The sequence below is a fragment of the Isoptericola sp. NPDC055881 genome (genome assembly GCF_053615895.1).
In genome coordinates this window covers 49,964-71,652 of record NZ_JBSHCR010000014.1, presented here as the reverse complement: position 1 = coordinate 71,652, position 21,689 = coordinate 49,964, and the positions used below count along the sequence as shown (strand labels likewise).

The window sequence follows — 21,689 nt, the reverse complement described above, 5'->3', positions numbered from 1 at the left end:
CCATGACGGTGGCGTTCGTGCTGGGCGGCGGCGGCGTGCGCGGCGCGGTGCACGTCGGGATGCTGCAGGCGCTGTTCGAGGCCGGGGTGCGTCCCGACCTGGTGGTCGGCACGTCCATCGGCGCGATCAACGGCGCGGCCGTGGCCGCGGACCCCAGCCTCGCCGTCGTCGACCGTCTCGGGGAGGCCTGGGCCTCACCCACGGCGAACGAGGTCTACGGCGAGCCGTGGTACCGGCAGCTCTCACGGCTCGCCCGCTCGCGCACGCACCTGTACGACCCGGCCGCGCTGCGTCGGCTCATCGCCGGCACGCTGGGCGAGCGCACCACGTTCGAGGACCTGCAGGTGCCGCTCGTGGTCGCCGCGGCGAGCATCGAGCGCGCGTCCGAGCACTGGTTCGACGCCGGTCCGCTGGTCGAGGCGGTGCTCGCCTCGGCGTCGGTGCCGGGCGCGCTGCCGCCCACCGAGATCGACGGCGAGCACTTCGTCGACGGCGGGATGGTCAACTCGATCCCGCTCGGGGAGGCGGTGCGACGGGGCGCGACGACGGTCTACGTGCTGCAGGTCGGCCGCGTCGAGGAGCCGCTGACCGTGCCGACCAAGCCGTCCGACGTCGCCCGCGTGAGCTTCGAGATCGCGCGGCGGCACCGGTACTTCCGCGAGCTGGAGGAGGCGCGCGCCGTCGCGACCGTGCACGTGCTCCCGACGGGCGGCTCGCTGCCGGGGGACGCGAAGCTCGGCGCGTTCCGCAAGCTGGACGCCACGCACCAGCGGATCGCCCAGTCGTACGACGCGGCCCGCGCCTTCCTGGCCGAGACCCAGGGACCCGGTGGCACGACGGGCGACGACGCGGGGACGGACGAGTGATCGCGCCCCCGCCCCTCTGGGTGCGGCGCCTGGTCCTGGCGCCGCTGGTGATCGCGCTGGCGGTGCTGCTCGTGCCGACGTCGATCATGCTCGCGCTGGTGGTGGGCGCGGCGCTGACCTGGCTGCTGCCCGGGCGCCTGCGGGTGCTGCGCCTGCTGTGGATGATCTCGTTCTACGTCCTGTGGGACGCCGCCGCGCTGGTGGTGCTGTTCGCGCTGTGGGTGGCGTCCGGGTTCGGGGCGGCGATGCACCAGCCGTGGATGCGGCGCGCGCACGCCGCCGTCGCCCGCTGGGCGCTGGCGGTCCTGTTCTGGCAGGTGCGCTGGACGTTGCGGCTGAGGATCGTGATCGAGGCGCCCACCGGCGCGAGCGTGCCCGACGTGCCCGTGCTCGTGCTGAGCCGGCACGCCGGACCGGGGGACTCGTTCATCCTGGTGGACACCCTCCTGGGGCGGGGGCGCCGCACCCCGGCCATCGTCCTCAAGGACACCCTCCAGTGGGACCCCGCGGTCGACGTCCTCCTGCACCGGCTGCCCGCGGCCTTCGTCACGCCGCTGTCCCGGCGCAGGCCCGGCCAGCCCGGTGCCGCCGAGACGATCGCGCAGATCGCCGCCGACCTGGGTCCTGACGGCGCGCTCGTGCTGTTCCCCGAAGGGGGCAACGTGACCCCGGGACGTCGCGCCAAGCGCATCGCGGCGCTCCGGGCGCGCGGCAAGGACGCGCTCGCCGACCGGGCCGAGCGGATGCCGCACGTCATGGTGCCGCACGCCGGCGGCTTCCTCTCCGCGCTCGACACCGTCCGCGGGGACGCGGCGGTCCTCGTCGTCGCGCACACCGGGCTCGAGCGGCTCGTCACCGTGCGCGACATCTGGCGCGAGCTGCCGATGGACAAGGAGATCGTGCTCGGGGGCCGGCTCACGCGCGTCGCCGACCTGCCTGGGGACGCCGAGGGGCGCGAGCTGTGGCTCTTCGAGCAGTGGGAGCGCGTGGACGCCTGGATCGCCGCGCGCGACGCCGACCGGCCGGTCGCCGACCTGCGCGGAGATCACTCGGGCTGAACACCCCCTTCACAGGATCGTCGCGTCGGGTAAGGTCACCCAGCCGTCGAGACCCGGCGACATGGGATACCAGTAAGGAGCCCCCACGATGCAGCTCATGCGGAGGCGCTCGATCGAAGCGACGATCGCGGCGTCCGACGAGCCCCAGCGCCAGCTCAAGCGCACCCTCGGAGCCTGGGACCTCGTCGTCCTCGGCATCTCCGTGGTGATCGGCGCCGGCATCTTCTCGAAGGCCGCGGCGGTCTCCGCGACCCAGACCGGACCGTCCGTCGTGATCTCGTTCCTCATCGCGGGAGTCGTCTGCGCCCTGGCCGCGCTCTGCTACGCGGAGTTCGCCTCGCACATGCCGGTCGCCGGGTCGGCGTACACGTTCTCGTACGCCTCGATGGGCGAGCTGGTCGCGTGGATCATCGGCTGGGACCTCATCCTCGAGATGTTCTTCGCCGCGTCCGTCGTCGCGAAGGCGTGGGGGCTGTACCTCGACAACTTCCTGCACGTCTTCGGCCTCGGCGGCGTGGACGAGGAGGGCGTCGCGTCCGGCATCCACAACACGGTCCACCTGGGCGGCGTGACGTTCGACTGGGGCACGGCCCTGCTGATCGTGGTGCTCGCGCTGCTGCTCGCCGTCGGCACCAAGCTGTCGACGCGCGTCACCGGCGTCCTCACGGCCGTCAAGGTCGCGATCGTCCTGCTCATCATCGTGGTCGGCTTCGCCTTCTTCAGCGCGTCCAACCTCAGCCCGTTCGTGCCCGGCCCGGAGTCGTTCGGCGAGTCCACGACGCACGCCACCACGATGACGCAGACCCTGTTCTCCTGGCTGGCCGGCGCGGAGCTCTCCGTGGGTGGCGTGATGGGGATCCTCGCCGGGGCGGGCACCGTGTTCTTCGCGTTCATCGGTTTCGACGTCGTGGCCACCGCGGCCGAGGAGACGCGCGAGCCCCGCAAGAACGTGCCCCGCGGCATCCTCGGCGGCCTCGCGATCTGCACCCTGCTCTACATCGCGGTCTCCATCGCGCTGTCCGGCATGGCCACCCCCCAGCAGCTGCGTGACGCCACGCCCGACAACGGCGCGTCCGCGACGATCATCACCGCGTTCCAGCTCCAGGAGAACGCCCCGACGTGGGCCACGCAGGTCATCACCGTCGGCATCCTCGTCGGTCTCACCACCGTCGTCATGGTGCTGATGCTGGGCCTCACCCGCATCGTCTTCGCGATGAGCCGCGACGGCCTCCTGCCCCGCGGCATGTCGAAGACCTCGGAGAAGCGCGGCACGCCCGTCATCATCCAGGTCGGCAGCGCCGTCCTGCTGGTGATCGTCACCTGCTTCTTCTCGGTCGACGTGCTCGGCAACATGGTGAACATCGGCACCCTGTCGGCGTTCGTGCTGGTGAGCTTCGGTGTCCCGCTGCTGCGTCGCCGCCGCAAGGCGTCGGGCCAGCCGGAGGGCGAGGGCTTCCGCGTCCCGTGGGCGCCCGCGCTGCCGATCATCTCCGGCCTGCTGTGCCTGTGGCTGATGTTCCAGCTCGACGTCGAGACCTGGCTGCGGTTCCTCGTGTGGCTCGCGCTCGGGTTCGCGATCTACTTCGGCTTCAGCTACCGCAACTCGCAGCTGGGCAAGCACCCGGAGCAGATCGCCGCCGACTACCGCGAGGGCGTGCCGACGGCCGCCGGCGCGGACGGCGGATCGCGGGACTGATCCCGCACGCGTGACCGGAGCCGGGGTGGTGAGGATCTCGCCGCCCCGGCTCCGTCGTGCCGGAGGCCGACCGGGCGGTCGGTCAGGAGGTGAGGGAGTCGACGACCTTCGCGACGCGGCGGTCGCGGGTCTCGTCCGTCCTGGCGTCCGCGACGCTGAGCGCGTGGGCCTTCTGCTTGCTCGCCGACAGGGCGGCCCAGGCGGCGGCCGCGTCGGGCCGGTCGGCGAGGGCAGCGGCGAGCGCGGACGGCACCTCCACGGTGCGCGGGGCGTCGTCGAGCTCGAGCCGGACGGAGACCTCGTCCCCGGCGCCGCGGCCGGTGGCCGCGCGCGTCTCGGCGTTGAACGAGACCAGGAAGCGGCCGCCCATCGGCGCGACGGAGCTGCGATAGGTGTAGCCCTCGTCGATCGTCACGACGACGGGCACCCGCCGGCCGCGGCCGAACGCCGTCACGACGTCGTCGGGGACGGGCAGGCCCACGTTGTTGCCGCCGGTGGCGAGCAGCGTGGTGGTGAACGTCTGGACCGTGGCCGCGTCGCTCATGCCGTGCACGCTACCGACGGCTACGCCGACTCGCCCTCGATGAGCCGCGGGACGAAGATCTGCGGCCGGGCCGGCACGTCCGTCCCGGCGAGCACGTCGAGCAGCGTGGAGGTCGCGGCGGTGACCATCTCGACGACGGGCTGCAGCACGGTGGTGAGCCGCGGCGTCGTCCGCTCCGCGCCCAGGGCGTCGAAGCCGACCACGGCGACGTCGTCGGGCACGGACCGCCCCGACTCGCGCAGCACCTGCATCGCGCCGTTGGCCATGAGGTCCGAGGCCGCGAAGACGCCGTCGACGTCGGGGTGGGCGGCGAGGATGCGCTGCATCGCCGCCGCGCCGCCCATGACGGTGAAGTCGCCGTTCTCGACGGCGACGGCGGGCAGGCCCGCGTCCTCGAGCGTGTGCTGCCAGGCGTCGTGACGGTCGACGGCGGCGGTCATGTCGAGCGGGCCCGTGATCGTGGCGATCCGCCGGCACCCGCGGTCGACGAGGCGCTGCGTGGCCGTGCGGCCGCCCGCGGCGTTGTCGACGTCCACGAAGTGCAGCGACTCCGTGTCGAAGGGACGCCCCACGAAGACGGCGGGCAGCCGCGAGCGCACCAGCTCGGGCTCCAGCTGGTCCTCCTTGTGGTGCGACGCCACGATCACGCCGTCGACGTGCCCGGAGCGCAGGTAGCGCGCGATGTGGCCCGGCGGCTCGCCCGGACGGGCGAGCAGCAGGACGAGCTGCAGCTCCGTGCCGGTCAGGCCCTCGCTGACGCCGCGCAGCACGCCCGCGAGGAACGGGTCGGTGAGGATGCGGGCGTCAGGCTCGGGCACGACCAGCGCGATGGAGTCGGTGCGACGGGTGACCAGCGAGCGGGCCGCCCGGTTCGGGGCGTACCCGAGCCGGGCGACGGCGTCGTCGACGGCGGACTGTGCCTCCGGCGACACGCGGTCGCCGCCGTTGATGGCGCGCGACGCCGTGGACCGCGAGACCCCTGCGGTCCGGGCGACGTCGTCCAGCGTCGGGCTGGGATGCTCGATGACCACCTGCGGAGACTACTCCGCGTCCGTGCCGGTGACGGAGTGCGGCGGGACGACGCCCGTGCGCGCGACCTCGGCGTACCAGCGGCCCGAGGACTTCACCGTGCGCTCCTGCGTCTCGTAGTCCACGTGGACCAGGCCGAAGCGCTTGGAGTAGCCGAGAGCCCACTCGAAGTTGTCCATGAGCGACCACGCGAAGTACCCGCGCACGTCGGCGCCGGCGTCCATCGCGTCGCGGACGGCGCGCAGGTGCGCGTCGACGAACGCGAGACGCTCCGGGTCGTCGACGGTGCCGTCGGCGGCGACGACGTCCGGGTAGGCGGCGCCGTTCTCGGTGATGTACATGGAGGTGCCGCGCGGGCCGGTGTAGTCCTGCTGGAGGCGGGTGAGCAGGCGCGTGAGCCCCTCGGGCTGCACCTCCCAGCCCATGTCGGTGACGGGCAGCCCGCGGCTGTGGTGGTGGATGCCGTCGGGCACGGGGTTCGGGGACCGGGTCTCCCAGACGGGGGCGCCCTCGGTGGTCTCGCGCGCGCCGTCGGGGCCGGCGGTCCCCTCGGGGACCTCGCCGGCGGGCACCTGCGGCGTGGCGGAGACCGCGCCGCCGTTGTAGTAGTTCACGCCGAGCACGTCGATCGGGGTGGAGATCACCTCGAGGTCGCCCTCGCGCACGACGTCGGCGAACCCGAGGTGCGCGACGTCGTCCAGCAGGTCCTGCGGGTAGGCGCCGCGCAGGATCGGGTCGAGGAAGAACCGGTTGAACATGCCGTCGTCACGACGCGCGACGTCCACGTCCGCCGGGTCGGTCGGGTCGACCGGGTCGGAGACGGTGAAGTTGAGCGTGAGGCCGAGGACGGCCTCCGGGTCGCGCTCGCGCAGCGCCTGCACGGCGCCGCCGTGCCCGAGCATGAGGTGGTGCGCGGCGGCGAGGCCGAGCTCGGGCGACTTCTTGCCGGGCGCGTGCGCGCCGGACGTGTAGCCGAGGAACGCGGAGCACCAGGGCTCGTTGAGCGTCGCCCACACCTTCACGCGGTCGCCGAGCGCCTCGTGCATGGTCACCGCGTAGTCGACGAAGCGGGCGGCGGTGTCGCGGTTCGGCCAGCCGCCGATATCCTCGAGCGCCTGCGGCAGGTCCCAGTGGTAGAGCGTCAGCCACGGCAGGACGTCGGCGCCGAGCAACTCGTCCACGAGACGCGAGTAGAAGTCCAGGCCCTCGCGGTTGACCGTCTTGCCGTCGGGCATGACCCGCGCCCACGACGTCGAGAACCGGTACGTGTCGAGGTGGAGGCGCTGCATGAGCGCCACGTCCTCGCGGTAGCGGTGGTAGTGGTCGCAGGCGACGGAGCCGTCGTCGCCGTTCTTCACCGCGCCGGGGACGCGGCAGAAGGCGTCCCAGACCGAGTCCTCGCGGCCACCCTCGGTCGACGCGCCCTCGATCTGGAACGCGGCCGTGGCGGCGCCCCAGAGGAAGCCGTCGGGGAACGCGACCGACCCGGTGGCGTGCGGGGAGGTCGTCAGGGGTGCGGTGGGCGTGAACGGCACCGCGGTGCCGGGGGCCGCCCGGCGCGCGCCGGGGGTGGGGAGGGTCATGGATTCGGATCTTTCCATCGGTGCGAGGCTCCCGCTGCGCAGGCCGCGGGACGGGGAGGGTGGGCGTCGCCGCCGGGGTCAGCCCTTGACCGCGCCGGCCATGATGCCGGCGACGAGCTGGCGGCCGACGAAGGCGAAGATCACCAGCAGCGGCAGCGTCACGAGGAAGATGCCGCCCATCACGAGCGAGTAGTCCACGAAGTAGTTCGACTGCAGGGACTTCACGACCAGGGGCAGGGTCGGGTTGCTCTGGTTGAGCACGATCGACGGCCAGAAGTAGTTGGTCCACTGCTGCACGAAGGTGAACAGGCCGAGCATGGCGGCCGCCGGGCGGGCGGCGGGCAGCGCGACCGACCAGAAGGTGCGGATCATGGACGCTCCGTCGACGCGCGCGGCCTCGATGAGCTCGTACGGCAGGGCCTCGGAGAGGTACTGCGTCATCCAGAAGACGCCGAACGCGGTGACGAGCGCGGGCACGATGACGGCCTGCAGCTTGCCGATCCAGTCGAGGTCGGTCATGAGGATGTACATCGGGATGACACCGAGCTGGGTCGGCACGGCCATCGTCGCGATGACGAACACCAGCAGCGGGCCGCGGCCGCGGAAGCGGAGCTTGGCGAACGAGTAGCCGGCGAGCGTCGAGAACAGCACGACGGAGGCGGACGTGATCACGGCGATGATCACCGAGTTCGTGAGCGCCTTCCAGAAGTTGATCTGGTCGGCCGTGATCACCTCGGCGAACTGCTGGAACAGGCTCGCGTCCGGCAGCCACTGCGGCACGGCGTTCTGCGCGATCGCCGTCGGGTCGGACGACCCGAGCAGCAGCGTGAAGTAGAGCGGGAAGACCGAGATCAGCACCACGAGCCCGAGGAGCACGTAGGTGACGCGGCCCGGACGGCGCTGGGCCGAGCGGGTGCCGCGGTTGCGACGCTTGGCGGCGGCGCGGGCCGCGCGGGGGCCGGCGGTCTGGGCGGTGACGGCGACGGAGCTCATCGGCGGTCCTCCCGGTCGGTGGTGGTGTCGGTGGGCGTGCCCGTCGACCCGGGGGTCGGGGGGAGGGAGTGCGGTGCCGGCGGCCCTGCGGGCCCGGAGGTCGCGGTGGTCGTGGTGGCGCGACCGACGGCCTGCGCCTGGGCGAGCAGCTGGCGGGTGTGCCGGCGGCTGACCTTCGGCGCCTTCGGGCCGGACGTGGCGATGCGCCGGGTGGCGAGGAAGTTGATCAGGCCGATGAGGACGATCAGCAGGAAGAGCAGCCAGGCGACGGCGGACGCGCGGCCGAAGTTCTTCTGGTTGCCCCACGCGACGTCGTACAGGTAGACGACCGTGGTCATCCAGTCCTTGTCGGGGCCGCCCAGGCCGTACGGGTCGTACATGCGGACCTCGTCGAAGATCTGCAGGCCGCCGATCGTCGACGTGATGACGACGAAGATGATGGTGGCGCGGATCTGCGGCACGGTGATCGAGAAGAACTGCCGGGCGCGGCCGGCGCCGTCGATGACGGCCGCCTCGTACAGCTCGCGCGGCACGGCCTGCATCGCGGCGAGGAAGATGAGGGCGTTGTAGCCGGTCCAGCGGAAGTCCACCATCGACGCGATCGCGATGTGGCTGGCGAGCCGCTCGCTGTGCCAGCCGACGGGGTCGATCCCGACGAGGCCGAGCAGCTCGTTGATGAGCCCGTACTGGTCGGCGAACATGCGCCCGAAGATCATCGAGACCGCGACGGGGGCCACGACGTAGGGGATGAGCACGCCCATGCGCCAGAAGGTGGCGGCGCGCAGGTTCTGGTCGAGGAGCGCCGCGATCGTGATCGCGAGGATCACCTGCGGGATGCTCGAGAAGACGAAGATCGAGAACGTGTTGACCAGCGACTTCCAGAAGATGGGCTGGTGCAGCACGTCGACGTAGTTCTGCAGGCCCACGTAGTCGCCCTGGCCGCCGAGCAGGTTCCAGTCGTGCACCGACACGAACGCGGTGTACGCGAGCGGGAACAGCCCGGTGACGGCGAAGATGACGAAGAACGGCGAGATGTACAGGTAGGGCGAGACCTTCACGTCCCAGCGGCCGAGGCGCTGGGAGAAGCCGAGTCGTCGGGGCGCCTTGGGCTCGCGGCCCGTGCGCTGCGCGGGTTGGGTGGGGGAGAGGACGGCCATCTGCTGCTTCCTGTGCTGTGCGCCGGTCGAGGCCTGCGGGGGAGCTGGACGAGCCTGCCGGAACCGGAGTTCCGGCAGGCTCGACCAGCGGGGGCGACCGCGTGGGGGAGATCTGGGAGATCTGCGGTCGCGCCCCGGTCAGAGGGTCAGAGACCCAGCGAGGCGTACTCGTCGAGCGCGCCCTGCCAGCTCTTCTCCGGGTCGTCGCCGTTGAGGTCGACGCGGTTCAGCGCGTTCTGCACGGACTGGTGGATCGCGAAGTAGTTCTTGCCCTTGAACGGGGCGCCCTCGATCGCGGCGGCCCGGGTCGAGAAGATCTGACCCACCGGAGCGTCGTTGAAGAACTCGTTGGTGGACTTCTGCACGGCGTCAGAGGCCTGCGCGTCGACCTGCGACGGGAAGGTGCCGGCGTTCTCGAACGCCGTCGTCTGCTGCGCCGGGTCGGTCAGCCACGCGGCGAGCTCCTTGGCGGCCGCGGTGTTGGGGCCCGAGGCGGGGACGGTGAGGAACGAGCCGCCCCAGTTGCCGCCGCCGCCCGGGAAGACGTCAGCGACGTCCCAGCCGGTGACGCCGGCGGAGTTCTGCTCGATCGGGCCGGTCATCCAGGCCGGGCAGAGCATCGTGGCCCAGGCGTTCTTCTGGAAGCCGGCGACCCAGTCCTCGCCCCACTGCTCGAGGCCCGCGGACAGCTTGTCGTCGATGGAGGCGGTGAGGACCTGGTCGTACATGTCCTTGATCGCCGTGTTGGTCTTCAGGTCCTTCGGCTCGCCCGTCGCGGGGTCCTCGTAGGCGTCCTGGAGCTGGTTGACCATGCCCTGGTAGGTGGGCACGGCGCCGTCGAACCAGGCGGCGTCCGACTTCGCGACGAACTGCTTGCCGACGTTGAAGTAGTCCTCCCACGTGGCGTCCGCGCCGCCGAGGAGCTCGGCGACCTTCTCGCGGTCGGTGGGCAGGCCGGCCTTCTCGAACAGGTCGGCGCGGTAGCAGATGGCCTCGGGGCCGATGTCGGTGCCGTAGCCGATGACCTTGCCGTCCGGGGTGGTCGCCTGCTGCACCTTCCAGTCCAGCCAGCGGCCGTCGAGCGCCGGGTCGGCCAGGTCCTCGAACAGGTCGGGGTAGGTCATGAGCTCGGGGAGCCAGTCGACCTCGATGGCCTCGATGTCGGCGAGGCCCTCGCCGCCGGCGGCGAGCTTGGTGGTGAGGTTGTTGCGGGCGTCCTCGGACTTCGCGGCCTTGACCTGCTTGACCGTGACGTTCGGGTGCGACTCGGTGTAGCTGGCGAGCATCTCGTCCGAGTAGCCGAAGTCGTTGAACGTGGCGACCGTCAGCGTGATCTTGCCGTCGCTGGAGGCGTTGTCGGTGCCGGGGTCGTCGGAGTCGCCGCCGCAGGCGGTCAGGGCGAGAGCGAGGGTCGCGATGCCGGCGGTCGCCGCGACGACGCGGCGAGCTCGGCGGGTGGGTCGGGTGCTGTCGAGCACGGTGACTCCCTTGTCTGGTTCGGGCATGCGAGGTGGAGGGTTTGGGAGCGCTACCACCTCCATGGTGGTAGCGCTCCCACGGCCAGGAGACGATGCTGGCTGGCGGCGTTGGTGGAAGTCAAGCCTGGGAGGGGCGCCGATGTCGCATCGTGACGTCGGCGCTGGCGTCAGTGCAGGTCAGAGGCCTTTCGTGCCTGCGGCCTTGTCCGGATCGTTACCGGTCTTCACCCGGGGTGGAACGCTCTGCGAGCCACTCGCGGCCTGCCGCGCCTTCCGCCTCGAGCGTCGATCGGACGGCGGCGGCGGCCGCCTCCGCGACGGCTGCCCCGAAGATCGGCACGGTCGCGCGGACCTCGCCGTCGTACACCTGCCGGGTGCCGCCGTCGGGGAGCTGCTCCAGCCGCACGGTGCCGGTCACGCGCACGGGCGCGCCCGCGATCTCGACGGCGATCGTCCCGCGGCGCAGGTCGCCCTGCGGCCCCTCCCACACCTCGGCCTGCCGTACCTCCAGGTGGTCGCCGACGAACGGCCGCACCTGGGCGGGGATGAGGTCGGTGGGCAACGTGCGCCGCACGGCGATGGTGAACCCGGTGGCGGGGCTGCCGGTCACGTCCGTCTGCTCGACGCTGCCCCCCGGGCCGCGCTGCGCGCGCCAGCGGACGAACGCCTCGTCGGCGAGCATCGCGACGACGTCGTCGGCGGCCGCCGCGTACGTGAGCTCCACGGTCAGGTGCACCAGGTCACCATACCGACGCCCGGGCAGCGCGGCCGCGCCCGTAGGCTGGTGGGCGTGTCCGCCATGAGTGACCTGATCGCCCAGAACACCGACCTCTCCGAAGGAGACGTCGAGTGGTTGCACCTGCTCGTCGGCGACTGGCAGCTCGTGTCAGACCTCGCGTTCGCCGACCTGGTGCTCTGGCTGCCCACCGCCGACGGCGGCTTCGTCGCCCTCGCACAGTGCCGGCCGTCGACGGGTGCCACGGTGCACTACGACGACATCGTGGGGTCGCTCGCCCCCGACGGGCAGCGCCCGCAGCTGGCCGCCGCGATGACGGAGGGTCGTGCGCAGCGCTCGCGGGAGCCGCGCTGGTTCGGCGCGTACGCGGTGCGCGAGGAGGCCGTGCCGGTCGTGCACGACGGACGGGCGATCGCCGTCGTCGCCCGCCAGACCAACCTCGGGTCGGGCCGCACGCCCAGCCGCCTCGAGCTGAACTACGTGGAGTCCGCGGACGACATCCTCGCGATGATCGCGCGGGGCGAGTACCCCGCGCCCAACGCGGCCACCGGCCCCCGTCGTGGCGCCCCGCGCGTGGGGGACGGGCTGATCCGCCTCAACTCCGAGGGCGAGGTGCTGTACGCCAGCCCGAACGCGCTGTCGTGCTTCCACCGGCTCGGCGTCATCGGGCCTCTCGTCGGGCAGTCGCTGGTCGAGGTGACCGCCGACATCGTGCAGCACCAGGACACGGTCGACGAGTCGCTGCCGCTGGTCGTGATGGGGCGTGCGCCGTGGCGCACCGACATCGAGGCCAAGGGCGTGGCGCTGTCGCTGCGCGCGCTGCCGCTCACCGACCACGGTCAGCGCATCGGCGCCGTGCTGCTGTGCCGCGACGTGTCGGAGCTGCGCCGGCGTGAGCGCGAGCTCATGACCAAGGACGCCACCATCCGCGAGATCCACCACCGCGTGAAGAACAACCTGGCGACGGTGGCAGCGCTGCTGCGGCTGCAGGCCCGCCGCATGGACGTGCCGGAGGCGCGGGCCGCCCTGGAGGAGGCGATGCGCCGGGTCGCCACGATCTCGATGGTGCACGAGTCGCTATCGCAGACCCTCGACGAGAACGTCGAGCTCGACGACATGCTCAGCCGTGCCCTGCGGCTCGCCGCCGACGTCGCGTCGACCCGCACGCAGGTGCGCACCCGGCAGACAGGGTCGTTCGGGATGGTGCCCGCGCAGGACGCGACCCCGCTCGCGCTGGTGCTGACCGAGCTCGTGACCAACGCCGTCGAGCACGGCTTCCCGGGCCGCGAGTCCGGCAACGTCGAGATCGACGTGCAGCGGGACGGCGCGTCGATGCGCGTCGTCGTGGCTGACGACGGTGTGGGGATGCCGGAGGGGATCGCCACCCTGGGTCGCGCGTCGCGCAGCGGGCTCGGGTCGCAGATCGTGCAGACCCTGGTGACGAACGAGCTGCGCGGCACCATCGACTGGAACGCGCGCGAGGGCGGCGGCACGCAGGTGGTGCTGGAGCTGGTCCTGCGCGACGGCCAGCCGAGGTAGGGCGGCCGTCGCGGACGGACGGCGCGACACCACACGCGACACCAAAGAGGGACGGACCGCACCAGGTGCGGTCCGTCCCTCTGTGGTTCGACTCTGCGTCGGCTCTGCGTCGGCTCTGTGTCGCCTCTGCGTCGGCGCGACCCGCGCTGTCTCGGCGTGAAGTCAGCCGGAGCTTGGTCGGCCGGAGTGGAGCCAGCCGGAGTGAAGTCAGCCGGCGCGGCGGGCGCGCGCCGTGCGGCGCTTGAGCGCCCGGCGCTCGTCCTCGCTCATGCCGCCCCAGACGCCGGCGTCCTGACCGGACTCGATGGCCCACTTGAGGCACGTGTCCACGACGTCGCAGCGACGGCAGACGGCCTTCGCCTCCTCGATCTGGAGGAGGGCGGGGCCGGTGTTGCCGATGGGGAAGAAGAGCTCAGGGTCCTCGTCGAGGCAGGCGGCCTTGTGGCGCCAGTCCATGTCATCTCCTCGGTGCAGGGAACCCGGTCCGTCTGAGGGCGCGCCAGCGCGCGCCCGTCCGGGTCCGGTGGGTGGGGGGTGCGGAATCTGCTGTCCAGCGTCACACCTCGTGAAGCGCCGCACAAGGGGTTACGGGGAAGTTTCTCGGGCATGAAGCGTGAGTGCTTGATCACACTGTCGTGAAACCGCAGGTCGCACGTATTCTGACGTGTCATGCGCGCTCCTGTCACCCCCTCGTCCGGCACCGACGGTGCTTCCGGAGGGCCCCGTCCGCCGGGCCTGCGCGTGGTCGCGGCCGGGATCGGGCTCGAGGTGGTGCTGCTCGTCGCCGCGGCCGCCATGGTCGGCGTCGAGCTGGTGCGGGGTGCCTCCAACAGCGTAGCCGTGAGCGTGTTCCTCGTGCTGTTCTGCCTGGGCCTCGGCTGGCTGCTCGTCGGCTCGTGCCGCGCCCTGTGGGCAGGCCGGCGCACCGGGCGCGCGCCCATCGTCGTGTGGCAGATCATGCAGGGCCTGGTCGGCGTCAGCCTGCTCACGGCCGGGATGCCGGCGGCGGTGCTCGCAGGGCTCGGGCTCCTGCTGGTCGCCGCCGCCGTGCTCGTGGCCGTCATGACGCGCCGCGTGGTCGAGGCCACCTCCGGCTGACCCGTCCCCTGGAGGGGAGGGCGAATGGACGCCGTCTCCCCGCGATCCGTCTCCCCGCGATCCGTCCCCCCGCGATCCGTCCCCCCGCGATCCGTCCCCCCGCGATCCGTCCCATCGCAATTCGGGCCGCGGGGTGCTGGGCTGTTCCGCGTCGTCCGACCGCGCCACCTGGACGGCCAGGACCCGGCAGCCCTGGACCAGCGCGCCGCGGCCGGGCTGTGCCGGCCCCGGTTCGACGGCGTCCGCGAGGGGCACGCCGAACAGCTCGTCGGCGCCACGCTCGCCCGGGTGCAGCACGACAGCGGTGCGCCGGGCACGCAGCTCCGCGAGGGCGCCCCGGTGCGCGAGGGCGGTCCCGGTCGTCGTCGAGGCCGCGACGAGGGCGCGCCCCGCGGCGTCGACCATCGCCGCGATCCGGTCGGCCTCGAGCGGGTGCTGCTGGACGAGGGCGTCCAGGTCGTCCACGACGAGCACGCCCGGGCGCAGCTCGTCGAGGAACGAACGCAGGTCTGCCGACGACGGGGGTGCTGCGGGGACCCTCCCCGCGTCGCGACGCAGTGCGGCGTCGCGGGCGACCACCCCCGCGAGGAGCCCCGCGGCGGCGAGGTGGCGTACGACCCGGCGCAGCACGGTCGTGCGCCCGCTGCCGCGCGGCCCCGTGACGAGCAACCCGTGCGTGACGTCGAGGCCGACCACCTCCGCCTCGTCGCCGCCCACGCCGAGCGGCACCACGAGCCCGCCCTCCGTCCCGACGCTGGCGTCCGGTGGGTGGGGCCGAGCCGCACGCGCGAGGTCCCGCTCGTCGACCGAGGGCGGGAGCTCGCGCACGGTCACCGGGGCCGCGCCGGACCTCCCCGGCGGCCGTGCCGGGCTCGGAGGGCCGTGGCCGGGCAGCAGCACCTGGCACAGCAGCTGGTCTTGCCCGAGCCATGCCGCACGACCGGGCGGCCCGCCCCGACCGGCGAGCTCGGAGGGCGCGCCGAGGAGGACGTCCGCGTGCGCCTCGCGCCCGAGCAGCACCAGGCGCGGGCCCACCCGGGCGGCGAGGCCGCCGAGCATCGGGCCGTCGGACGACAGGGCGAAGGCCACGCCCGGGGTTGCGAGCGCCCGCGCGAGCGGGTCCCCCGGATCCGGTCCGGTCAGCGCCGCACGCAGCTCCTCCACGGCGTCGACCACCACGAGCGTCGGGGCGGTCGGCGGGGCGGTGCCCAGCAGCCGCAGGAGTCGTGCGGTGCGCCGTGGGGAGCCGGGGCCGGCGAGCGTGCCGAAGCCTGCGTGCTCGTCCAGCGCGGCGAAACGGGGCAGCGCGGCGGCCGGGGCGAGCGCGTGCACGTGCCAGCCCCGGGCCAGGGCGCCGGCCGCCAGCCCGACGAGAGCGGTCGTGCGGCCCGAGCGTGCTCGGCCCACGACCCCCAGGTGTCCCGCCGCCGGGTCCCAGCGCAGGAGCGTCCGGCGTTGGTGTTCCGGGTCGTCGCCGAGCGCCACCGGGAGGCCGGGCACCCCGACGTCGCCGACAGGGCCCGGGCCTGCGTCGTCGCCGGCACCTGGTGCGGCGGCGGCGAGCACGGGGTCGCCGGACCGGACGCTCTCCGGCAGCGGGGGCAGCCAGGGCGCGCGCCCGGCCCGCTGGCCCCGCACCGCGGCGGCCTCGCGGACCGCCTCGACGACCTCCGCCGCGCCGGGTCCTGCCACGCCGGGTCCTGCCACGCCTGGCCCCGCCGCGCCAGTGCGTGAGGCCTCGGTACCGCACGCAGCTCCCCACGCCGGCGCGCGGCGCACAGCGGCCGGCGTTGCCGCCCGACCTGCGGCGTGCGCGCACTGCAGCACCACCGGGGGTGCCGCCCCGCACCGGAGGACCCCTCGGCCGGGCGTCCCCGGGGGTATCCGGGCGGCGAGCGGCGTGTCGACCACGTCGAGGGAGTCCGCGGGGTCCACCACCCGCAGGGCGAGCCGCGCGGACACGTTGGCACGGAGGTCGGCGCTGACCGCGCCCGCCGGCCGTTGGGTCGCGAGCACGAGGTGCACGCCGAGCGACCGACCCTGGGCCGCCACCCGCAGCAACCCGGGCAGGAACTCGGGGAGGTCGTCGGCGAGTGCCCGGAACTCGTCCACGACGACGACCAGCCGGGCGGGCGCGTCGGCCACGCCCGCCGGCAGGGCGTCCACGTCCGCCACCCCGTGGCGCGCCAGCACCTGCTTGCGCCGGTGCAGCTCGGCCCGCAGGCCGGCGAGGGCCCTCCCGGCGAGGCCGGGGTCCAGGTCGGTCACCTGGCCGACCACGTGCGGCAGCCGACCGCACGCACCGAAGGACGCGCCACCCTTGAAGTCCACGAGTGCCAGCGCGAGGTCGTCGGGGGACCGGCGGCAGGCGAGGCCGAGCAGCAGCGCCTGCAGCAGCTCGGACTTGCCCGACCCGGTGGTGCCCGCGACAAGCAGGTGCGGACCGTCCGTGACCAGGTCGAAGAGCACGGGCCGCCCGCGGGCGTCGCGGCCGAGCGGCACCGCCCACCCGTCCGCCCGGTCCCAGGCGGCACCGACGTCGGGGAGCTCGTCCAGCAGGGGGAGCAGGGGAACCGTGGCGGGGAACCTCGGGTCGGCCGGGCCTGCCGGGTCGGCGGGGCCCTCCAGGTCGCTCGCGGTCGCACCGCCCGTCCCGGACTCCAGCGCGCCCAGGGAGCGGTGCAGTCCTGCGACCCCGGCGACGAGCCGCGCGGCGCGCTCGGCCCAGGCCTCGTCGACGCCGACCAGCGGCCCGGTCGTCGTCGAGCCGTCGGGGGCTGCACGCCGGACGCGACCGCCGCGCACCCGCCAGACCGTGCGGCACCATGCCGGCACGGGTGCGCCCTCGGGCAGGCACAGCAGCACGGCGCCACCGCGGGCGAGGGCGTCCTCGCGGCGCGCGGTGTCGGCGCTCGCGGCGCCGTCCCCCGGGTCGACGACCACCAGGGGAGGCCCTCCGCCAGGCAGCCAGCGGCACCACGACCAGGCGGCGGCACCGGCCACCTCGACAGAGGCGCCCCACGCCGCCAGCTCGACCACGACGGACCGTGCGGCGGCGAGCACCTCGTGCCGCGGACCGACGAGCGCGAGCGCCCCGTCGGGCACCAGCCGGGCGACGGCACGCGCCGCTCTCGAGCTGCCGGGACCGACCGCGACCCCGGCGCCCGGGTGGTCGGTGGCGCGGGAGCGCTCGTGGGCGCGCGCGACGGCGGCACGCCACGCGCCGTCAGAGGCCTGGTGCGCGGCGGCGAGCCGGGCGAGCAGAGGGCCGGGGGAGTCCCCCACCGCGGCGCGTTCGACGACGTTCCCCTGCCCGCCGTCGGCCGCGACCGTCGGGTCGGCCGCGCGTCGCCGGCGTCGTGCCGCGACCACCTGGGGCACCAGCGTGCCGAGCCCGAGCAGCGAGAACAGCGCGTACGCGGGCTGGCGGAGGACGATCGCGAGGACCACCGAGCCGAGGACAGGGACCGCGGCCGTGGCGAGCATCGCGACCGACCCGGGGGACGACGGCTGGGTCGACTGCGCCGAGGGTCGGGCCGTCGTCCGGCCCTCGCCGCCCCCTCGCCCGTCGAGCCATGCCGCGACCGAGCCGGAGCGGTGCAGCGTCCAGGCTGCCGGCACGGCGCCGCCGGGGAGCTCGAGACGGGCTCCCGGCCGCCATCGGCGCGGGAGCCTTCCGACCCGGCGCCGCCGGGCCCCCGCCCGGGGGCCGCCCGGCGGACCCGCGGAGACGAGGCGCGGCGGACCCGCGAAGAGGAGGCCCGGCGACGGGACGCGCAGCGAGCGGGCCGGACGCTGCCGCCGCCCGACCGACCGGACGGTGACCCGGTCCGGCCGGCGCGGGTCGACGCGCACCACGACGCCTGGCGGCGAGGTCGCGGCGTCGTGCCGGGCGGTGGAGCGCGCGTCGTGCAGCGACCGCGGGGCTCCGGGGGAGAGCGTGAGCGTCGCGCCCGCGGCGGCGCCGTCGGCCCGCGCGACGAACCATGGCCCGTCGAGCACCGCGGCGGAGCGGTCGGGCCGCGAGGGTGTGGCGGCGGCGTCGTGCGGCGTCAGGACCGCGCCGGGCAGGAGCGGCCGGGCCCCGACCACGTCGGCGTCGTCCACGGGGACGCCGTCCGCGGCGAGCGGAGTGTGCCGCAGCTCCGGGCGGCGCAGCAGCCCGGCCAGGTCGGCCCGGCAGGTGCCGAGCGGGGCGCCGGCCGGCAGGAGCACGTCCTCCCCGGGGTGCACGGTGACGCGGACGCCGTCGTCGCCCGGGTCGGGGGTGACAACGAGGGCGGGCACCGTGGAGGTCGACATGACCTCCAGGGTGCCCGCCCTGCGCGACCGTCACGGACGGCCTGTGGACAACGTCCGCGCTACTCGCTGGCGAGCGCCTCCACGGGGGAGGTCTTCACCGCGGTGCGGGCCGGGGCGACGGACGCCACCAGACCGGCCACGGCGGCCACCGCGAGCATCACCAGCACGTCGCGCCACGGGACCACGATCACGGGCGAGCCTGCCCAGCCGAGCGCCGCCGCCGCGCCCGCCCAGCCGTAGACGAGGCCGAGCAGCACACCCAGCAGGGCGCCGACCAGGGCGATGAGGAGGCCCTCCACGGCGAGCATGCCCCGCAGCTGGCCCTTGGAGAGCCCGATCGCCCGCAGGGTCGCGGACTCCCGGCGTCGCTCGATCACCGACAGGGACAGGGTGTTCGCCACGCCGATCAGGGCGATGACGACGGCAGCCGCGAGCAGCCCGACGACGATCGCGAGCGCGGTGTCGATCACCTTCTGGAAGCCGGCGCGCTCGACCGCGGCGCCGACGACGTCGGCGGGGGTCTCGGTGTCCGCGACGGTGTCCTGGATGGACGGGACGACGGACGCCGCGTCGGACGGGTCCTCGAGGCCGACCCACAGGCTGGTCACGGGCGCGGCCGGGTCGAGGGAGGCGAGGTCGTCCGGCACCACGAGCAGCCCGCTGTCCGCGAGGTCGGTGACCGCAGCCTTGACCTTCAGGGTCCCGTCCGGGCCGGTGAGCGTGAGCTTCTGCCCGTCGGAGATGCCCCAGGCCTCGGCGACGTCTGCCGGGACGACGGCGGTCCCCGCGGCGAGCGGCGCGACCAGGTCGGTGCTGCGCAGCACCGAGGCGGCGTCGTCCGGGTCGACGCCACGGACCGTGAGCGACAGGCCGGAGCCGACACCGTGGCCGGTGACCTTGGCCGCCGACGACGGCGACTCCACCACGGTGGACACGCCCGCGAGGTCGCCGACTGTCCCGGCGAGGGAGTCGGGGACGGCCGCGACGGTGCTGTCCCCGGCCGCGACGCTCGTGGGGTCGCTCGACAGGTCGGTCGAGACCGTGACGTCCACGGGGTAGCGGGAGTCCAGCTCGGAGTCCATCGTGACCCGCGCGCTGGCGGCGCCGGTCGACATCATGCCGACCAGCGTGACGCCGATGAGGAGCGCGGTCGAGGTCGCCGCGGTACGGCGCGGGTTGCGCAGGGTGTTCGCGGCGGCGAGACGCGCCGTCGGTCCGGACATCCCCACCAGTCGCCCGGCGAGCGCCACCACGCGGGGCAGCCAGAAGACCGCGCCCACCAGGACGCCCACGAACGAGAGGACGCCGCCCCCGACGGCGACCATCAGGCCGGTCGTCGGCTCGCCGGCCGCCGTGCTGAGCGCGACACCGCCGCCCAGCATCGCGAAGCCGATGACGGTGACGAGCAGCGAGAGCACCAGGCGCACCCGACCCGCGCCTCGGGTCGCCGACGGGGCGTCGGCCGGGCGGAGGGCCTCGAGCGGCGCGACGCGGGTCGCCGCGCGGGCAGGGGCGAGGGCGGCGACGAGGGTCACCACGGTGCCCACGACCAGCGGGATGAGGACGACGGCCGGCGTGATGCCGACGGTGGCCGGCAGCGGGACGCCCAGGTCCATGCTGCGGCCGATCGTGAGCGCCGCCTGGCCCAGGCCGACGCCCGCGAGCAGGCCCACGGCCGAGGAGAGGAAGCCGAGGAGCGCCGCCTCGAAGAGCACCGACCGGCGCAGCTGGGACTTGTCCGCGCCGACGCAGCGCAGCAGCGCGAGGGTGCGGGTGCGCTGGGCGACGAGCACCTGGAACGTGTTCGCGATGACCAGGGCGGCGACGAGCAGCGCCACGGCCGCGAAGACCAGCACGAACAGGGTGAAGAAGACGTTGTCGCCGCCGGTCATCTCGTTGGCGACGGACTCGGCGTGCTCCTCGGGCGTCACGACGCTCAGGTCGGCGGTGTCCGTGCCTGCCGCGGACGCGGCGCTGGTGAGCGCCCCGGTGATGGCGGTGCGGGCCGCCTCGACGTCCGTGCCGGCGTCGAGGGTGACGAGCGTGGTGGTGGGCGGGGCGGACTCCTCGCCGGGGGCGAGCATGTCCGCGTCCCAGCCCGTGACGTCCGCGGCCGGCGCGACGGCTGCTCCGCCCTGCAGGGAGTACGCGCCGTACGGGTCGGTGAGCGTCCCGCTCACGGTGAGCTGTTCGCGGACCTCGGTCCAGGCGTCCTCGGACTCCGGGTCGCCCTTGAGGACGGTGCGCACGAGGGTGACGGTGTCGCCCGGGGCGGTCTTGAGCCGCTCCGCGACCTTCACGGGCAGCGCGATCTCGCCGGAGGCGGTCGGCAGCGAGCCGTCGGCGACCTCGAAGGGGAGGACGTCGGTGTCGGTCGGCTCCGCCAGCACGGGCTGGTAGATGGTGCGACCGTCGGACTCGAGCTGCTGGTACGACAGGAGCTGCGGGTCGGCCGTGGCCACGCCGTCGGCGCCACGCACCGCGTCGAGTGCCGCGTCGTCCGCCGGGACGCCGCGCACGACGAGGTCGGCCCCCGTGAACTGGGCGGCGATCGAGTCGTAGGTGGTGCGGGTGATGACGTTGCCGGCGAGCAGGGTGATCGCGACGAACGCGGTGCCGATGACGATCGCGAGGCCGGCGGCGGCGAGCCGCCCGGCGCTGCGCCGCATCTGCGACAGGGTGAGGCGGATCATCGCGTGGCCACCGTCCGCAGCGCGTCGAGGCCGGCGAGGGCGGACTCGGGGGTCGGGTCGGAGATGTCGCCGGCGATCTTGCCGTCGGCGATGAGGACGACGCGGTCCGCGTAGGCGGCGGCCGCCGGGTCGTGCGTGACCATGATGATCGTGCGGCCGAGCTCGCGCACCGAGCGGCGCAGGAAGCTCAGCACCTCGGCGCCGGAGCGGGAGTCGAGGTTGCCGGTGGGCTCGTCCGCGAACACGACGTCCGGCTGCGCGATGAGGGCGCGCGCGATGGCGACGCGCTGCTGCTGGCCGCCCGACAGCTCGCTGGGGCGGTGCGTGAGCCGCTTGCCCAGGCCGAGCGTCTCGACGAGGGTGCCGAACCACTCCTTGTCGACGGTCCCGCCGGCGAGCTCGACCGGCAGCGTGATGTTCTGCTCGGCGGAGAACATGGGCAGCAGGTTGAACTGCTGGAAGACGAACCCGACGCGGGTGCGGCGCAGCGCGGTGAGGGCCTTGTCGTTCAGCCCCGTCACCTCGGTGGAGCCGATGAACGCCTGCCCGCCGGTGGCGCTGTCCAGGCCGGCCAGCAGGTGCATGAGGGTCGACTTGCCCGAGCCGGACGGGCCCATGATCGCGGTGAAACGGCCCGCCGCGAAGTCGACGTCGACGCCGTCCAGCGCGCGCACCTGCGCCTCGCCGCGGCCGTACGTCTTGGTCAGCGCGCGGGCCCGCACCGCGGGGGTGACGTTCGGTCGGGCGGCGGTGCCCTCGTCGGGGATCGGGACGTACACGGTCGTGTCCACGGAAGCGCTCCGGTGTCTCGGGGTGGTGGCCCGCGGCTCTCTCGGAGCCCGCCGGCCAGGACAGCACCGACGCTACGGAGCGCGGACCCCGCCGACATCGGCCCGAGGGCGGGTCCTGCGTCGCTC

At 74.1% G+C, this 21,689-nt stretch carries 15 protein-coding genes; 4 read left to right on the top strand and 11 right to left on the bottom strand.

Annotated elements, in window-relative coordinates:
• Positions 1-2: 2 nt before the first annotated feature.
• The 3 genes from ACWGKI_RS06945 (at position 3) to ACWGKI_RS06935 (ending at position 3,620) form a co-directional block, all read left to right on the top strand.
• Positions 3-866 (top strand): patatin-like phospholipase family protein, encoded by an 864-nt coding sequence (locus tag ACWGKI_RS06945; RefSeq protein WP_452185781.1) that lies wholly within the window; start codon positions 3-5, stop codon positions 864-866.
• Positions 863-1,924, top strand: coding sequence for a 1-acyl-sn-glycerol-3-phosphate acyltransferase (locus ACWGKI_RS06940; RefSeq protein WP_452185779.1), 1,062 nt, complete (start codon positions 863-865; stop codon positions 1,922-1,924). Before ACWGKI_RS06945 ends, ACWGKI_RS06940 begins: the two co-directional genes overlap by 4 nt.
• An 88-nt stretch (positions 1,925-2,012) precedes the next feature.
• Positions 2,013-3,620: an APC family permease gene (locus ACWGKI_RS06935; RefSeq protein ID WP_452185777.1), complete on the top strand. Its 1,608-nt coding sequence runs from the start codon at positions 2,013-2,015 to the stop codon at positions 3,618-3,620.
• An 82-nt stretch (positions 3,621-3,702) separates the two neighbouring features.
• Here the strand turns inward: ACWGKI_RS06935 and ACWGKI_RS06930 are convergent, their stop codons facing one another.
• The 7 genes from ACWGKI_RS06930 to ACWGKI_RS06900 form a co-directional block, all read right to left on the bottom strand.
• Positions 3,703-4,164: a YdeI/OmpD-associated family protein gene (locus ACWGKI_RS06930; protein WP_452185775.1), complete on the bottom strand. Its 462-nt coding sequence runs from the start codon at positions 4,162-4,164 to the stop codon at positions 3,703-3,705.
• Positions 4,165-4,184: 20 nt separating this feature from the next.
• The gene (locus tag ACWGKI_RS06925) at positions 4,185-5,195 is read right to left on the bottom strand and encodes a LacI family DNA-binding transcriptional regulator (RefSeq protein ID WP_380245384.1); all 1,011 of its coding nucleotides are present in this window, start codon (positions 5,193-5,195) and stop codon (positions 4,185-4,187) included.
• Positions 5,196-5,204: 9 nt separating this feature from the next.
• Positions 5,205-6,776, bottom strand: coding sequence for a glycoside hydrolase family 1 protein (locus tag ACWGKI_RS06920; protein ID WP_452185773.1), 1,572 nt, complete (start codon positions 6,774-6,776; stop codon positions 5,205-5,207).
• A 78-nt stretch (positions 6,777-6,854) separates the two neighbouring features.
• Positions 6,855-7,769, bottom strand: a complete 915-nt coding sequence (locus ACWGKI_RS06915) for a carbohydrate ABC transporter permease (protein WP_380245382.1) — start codon at positions 7,767-7,769, stop codon at positions 6,855-6,857.
• A complete protein-coding gene (locus ACWGKI_RS06910) occupies positions 7,766-8,926 on the bottom strand; it encodes a carbohydrate ABC transporter permease (protein WP_452185771.1) in 1,161 nt (386 codons plus the stop codon). The genes ACWGKI_RS06915 and ACWGKI_RS06910 overlap by 4 nt, the downstream gene beginning before the upstream one ends.
• Before the next feature lie 146 nt (positions 8,927-9,072).
• On the bottom strand, positions 9,073-10,431 hold the full coding sequence (locus tag ACWGKI_RS06905) for an ABC transporter substrate-binding protein (RefSeq protein ID WP_452185769.1): 1,359 nt from the start codon (positions 10,429-10,431) through the stop codon (positions 9,073-9,075).
• Positions 10,432-10,618: 187 nt separating this feature from the next.
• Positions 10,619-11,140, bottom strand: coding sequence for a DUF2505 domain-containing protein (locus ACWGKI_RS06900; RefSeq protein WP_380243462.1), 522 nt, complete (start codon positions 11,138-11,140; stop codon positions 10,619-10,621).
• Between the two features lie 63 nt (positions 11,141-11,203).
• Here ACWGKI_RS06900 and ACWGKI_RS06895 point away from each other — a divergent pair, with 63 nt between their 5' ends.
• A complete protein-coding gene (locus ACWGKI_RS06895) occupies positions 11,204-12,679 on the top strand; it encodes a sensor histidine kinase (protein ID WP_380243475.1) in 1,476 nt (491 codons plus the stop codon).
• 207 nt (positions 12,680-12,886) lie between these two features.
• Here ACWGKI_RS06895 and ACWGKI_RS06890 read toward each other — a convergent pair whose 3' ends face one another.
• The 4 genes from ACWGKI_RS06890 to ACWGKI_RS06875 all read right to left on the bottom strand — a co-directional run bounded on the left by ACWGKI_RS06890 (position 12,887) and on the right by ACWGKI_RS06875 (position 21,563).
• On the bottom strand, positions 12,887-13,135 hold the full coding sequence (locus ACWGKI_RS06890; RefSeq protein ID WP_166849954.1) for a WhiB family transcriptional regulator: 249 nt from the start codon (positions 13,133-13,135) through the stop codon (positions 12,887-12,889).
• 129 nt (positions 13,136-13,264) lie between these two features.
• Positions 13,265-18,079: an FtsK/SpoIIIE domain-containing protein gene (locus ACWGKI_RS06885; RefSeq protein WP_452185767.1), complete on the bottom strand. Its 4,815-nt coding sequence runs from the start codon at positions 18,077-18,079 to the stop codon at positions 13,265-13,267.
• A gap of 59 nt (positions 18,080-18,138) precedes the next feature.
• Positions 18,139-20,772 (bottom strand): FtsX-like permease family protein, encoded by a 2,634-nt coding sequence (locus ACWGKI_RS06880; protein WP_452185765.1) that lies wholly within the window; start codon positions 20,770-20,772, stop codon positions 18,139-18,141.
• Complete coding sequence (locus ACWGKI_RS06875; protein WP_380243465.1) at positions 20,769-21,563, bottom strand: ABC transporter ATP-binding protein; 795 nt, start codon at positions 21,561-21,563, stop codon at positions 20,769-20,771. The genes ACWGKI_RS06880 and ACWGKI_RS06875 overlap by 4 nt, the downstream gene beginning before the upstream one ends.
• Positions 21,564-21,689 lie beyond the last annotated feature (126 nt).

Excerpts from the sequence above, each read along its gene's own strand:
- ACWGKI_RS06945 (WP_452185781.1), top strand. The coding sequence starts at position 3 with ATGACGGTGGCGTTCGTGCTGGGCGGCGGCGGCGTGCGCGGCGCGGTG.
- ACWGKI_RS06935 (WP_452185777.1), top strand. The coding sequence starts at position 2,013 with ATGCAGCTCATGCGGAGGCGCTCGATCGAAGCGACGATCGCGGCGTCC.
- ACWGKI_RS06930 (WP_452185775.1), bottom strand. The coding sequence starts at position 4,164 with ATGAGCGACGCGGCCACGGTCCAGACGTTCACCACCACGCTGCTCGCC.
- ACWGKI_RS06920 (WP_452185773.1), bottom strand. The coding sequence starts at position 6,776 with ATGACCCTCCCCACCCCCGGCGCGCGCCGGGCGGCCCCCGGCACCGCG.
- ACWGKI_RS06915 (WP_380245382.1), bottom strand. The coding sequence starts at position 7,769 with ATGAGCTCCGTCGCCGTCACCGCCCAGACCGCCGGCCCCCGCGCGGCC.
- ACWGKI_RS06910 (WP_452185771.1), bottom strand. The coding sequence starts at position 8,926 with ATGGCCGTCCTCTCCCCCACCCAACCCGCGCAGCGCACGGGCCGCGAG.
- ACWGKI_RS06905 (WP_452185769.1), bottom strand. The coding sequence starts at position 10,431 with ATGCCCGAACCAGACAAGGGAGTCACCGTGCTCGACAGCACCCGACCC.
- ACWGKI_RS06895 (WP_380243475.1), top strand. The coding sequence starts at position 11,204 with ATGAGTGACCTGATCGCCCAGAACACCGACCTCTCCGAAGGAGACGTC.
- ACWGKI_RS06890 (WP_166849954.1), bottom strand. The coding sequence starts at position 13,135 with ATGGACTGGCGCCACAAGGCCGCCTGCCTCGACGAGGACCCTGAGCTC.
- ACWGKI_RS06885 (WP_452185767.1), bottom strand. The coding sequence starts at position 18,079 with ATGTCGACCTCCACGGTGCCCGCCCTCGTTGTCACCCCCGACCCGGGC.
- ACWGKI_RS06880 (WP_452185765.1), bottom strand. The coding sequence starts at position 20,772 with ATGATCCGCCTCACCCTGTCGCAGATGCGGCGCAGCGCCGGGCGGCTC.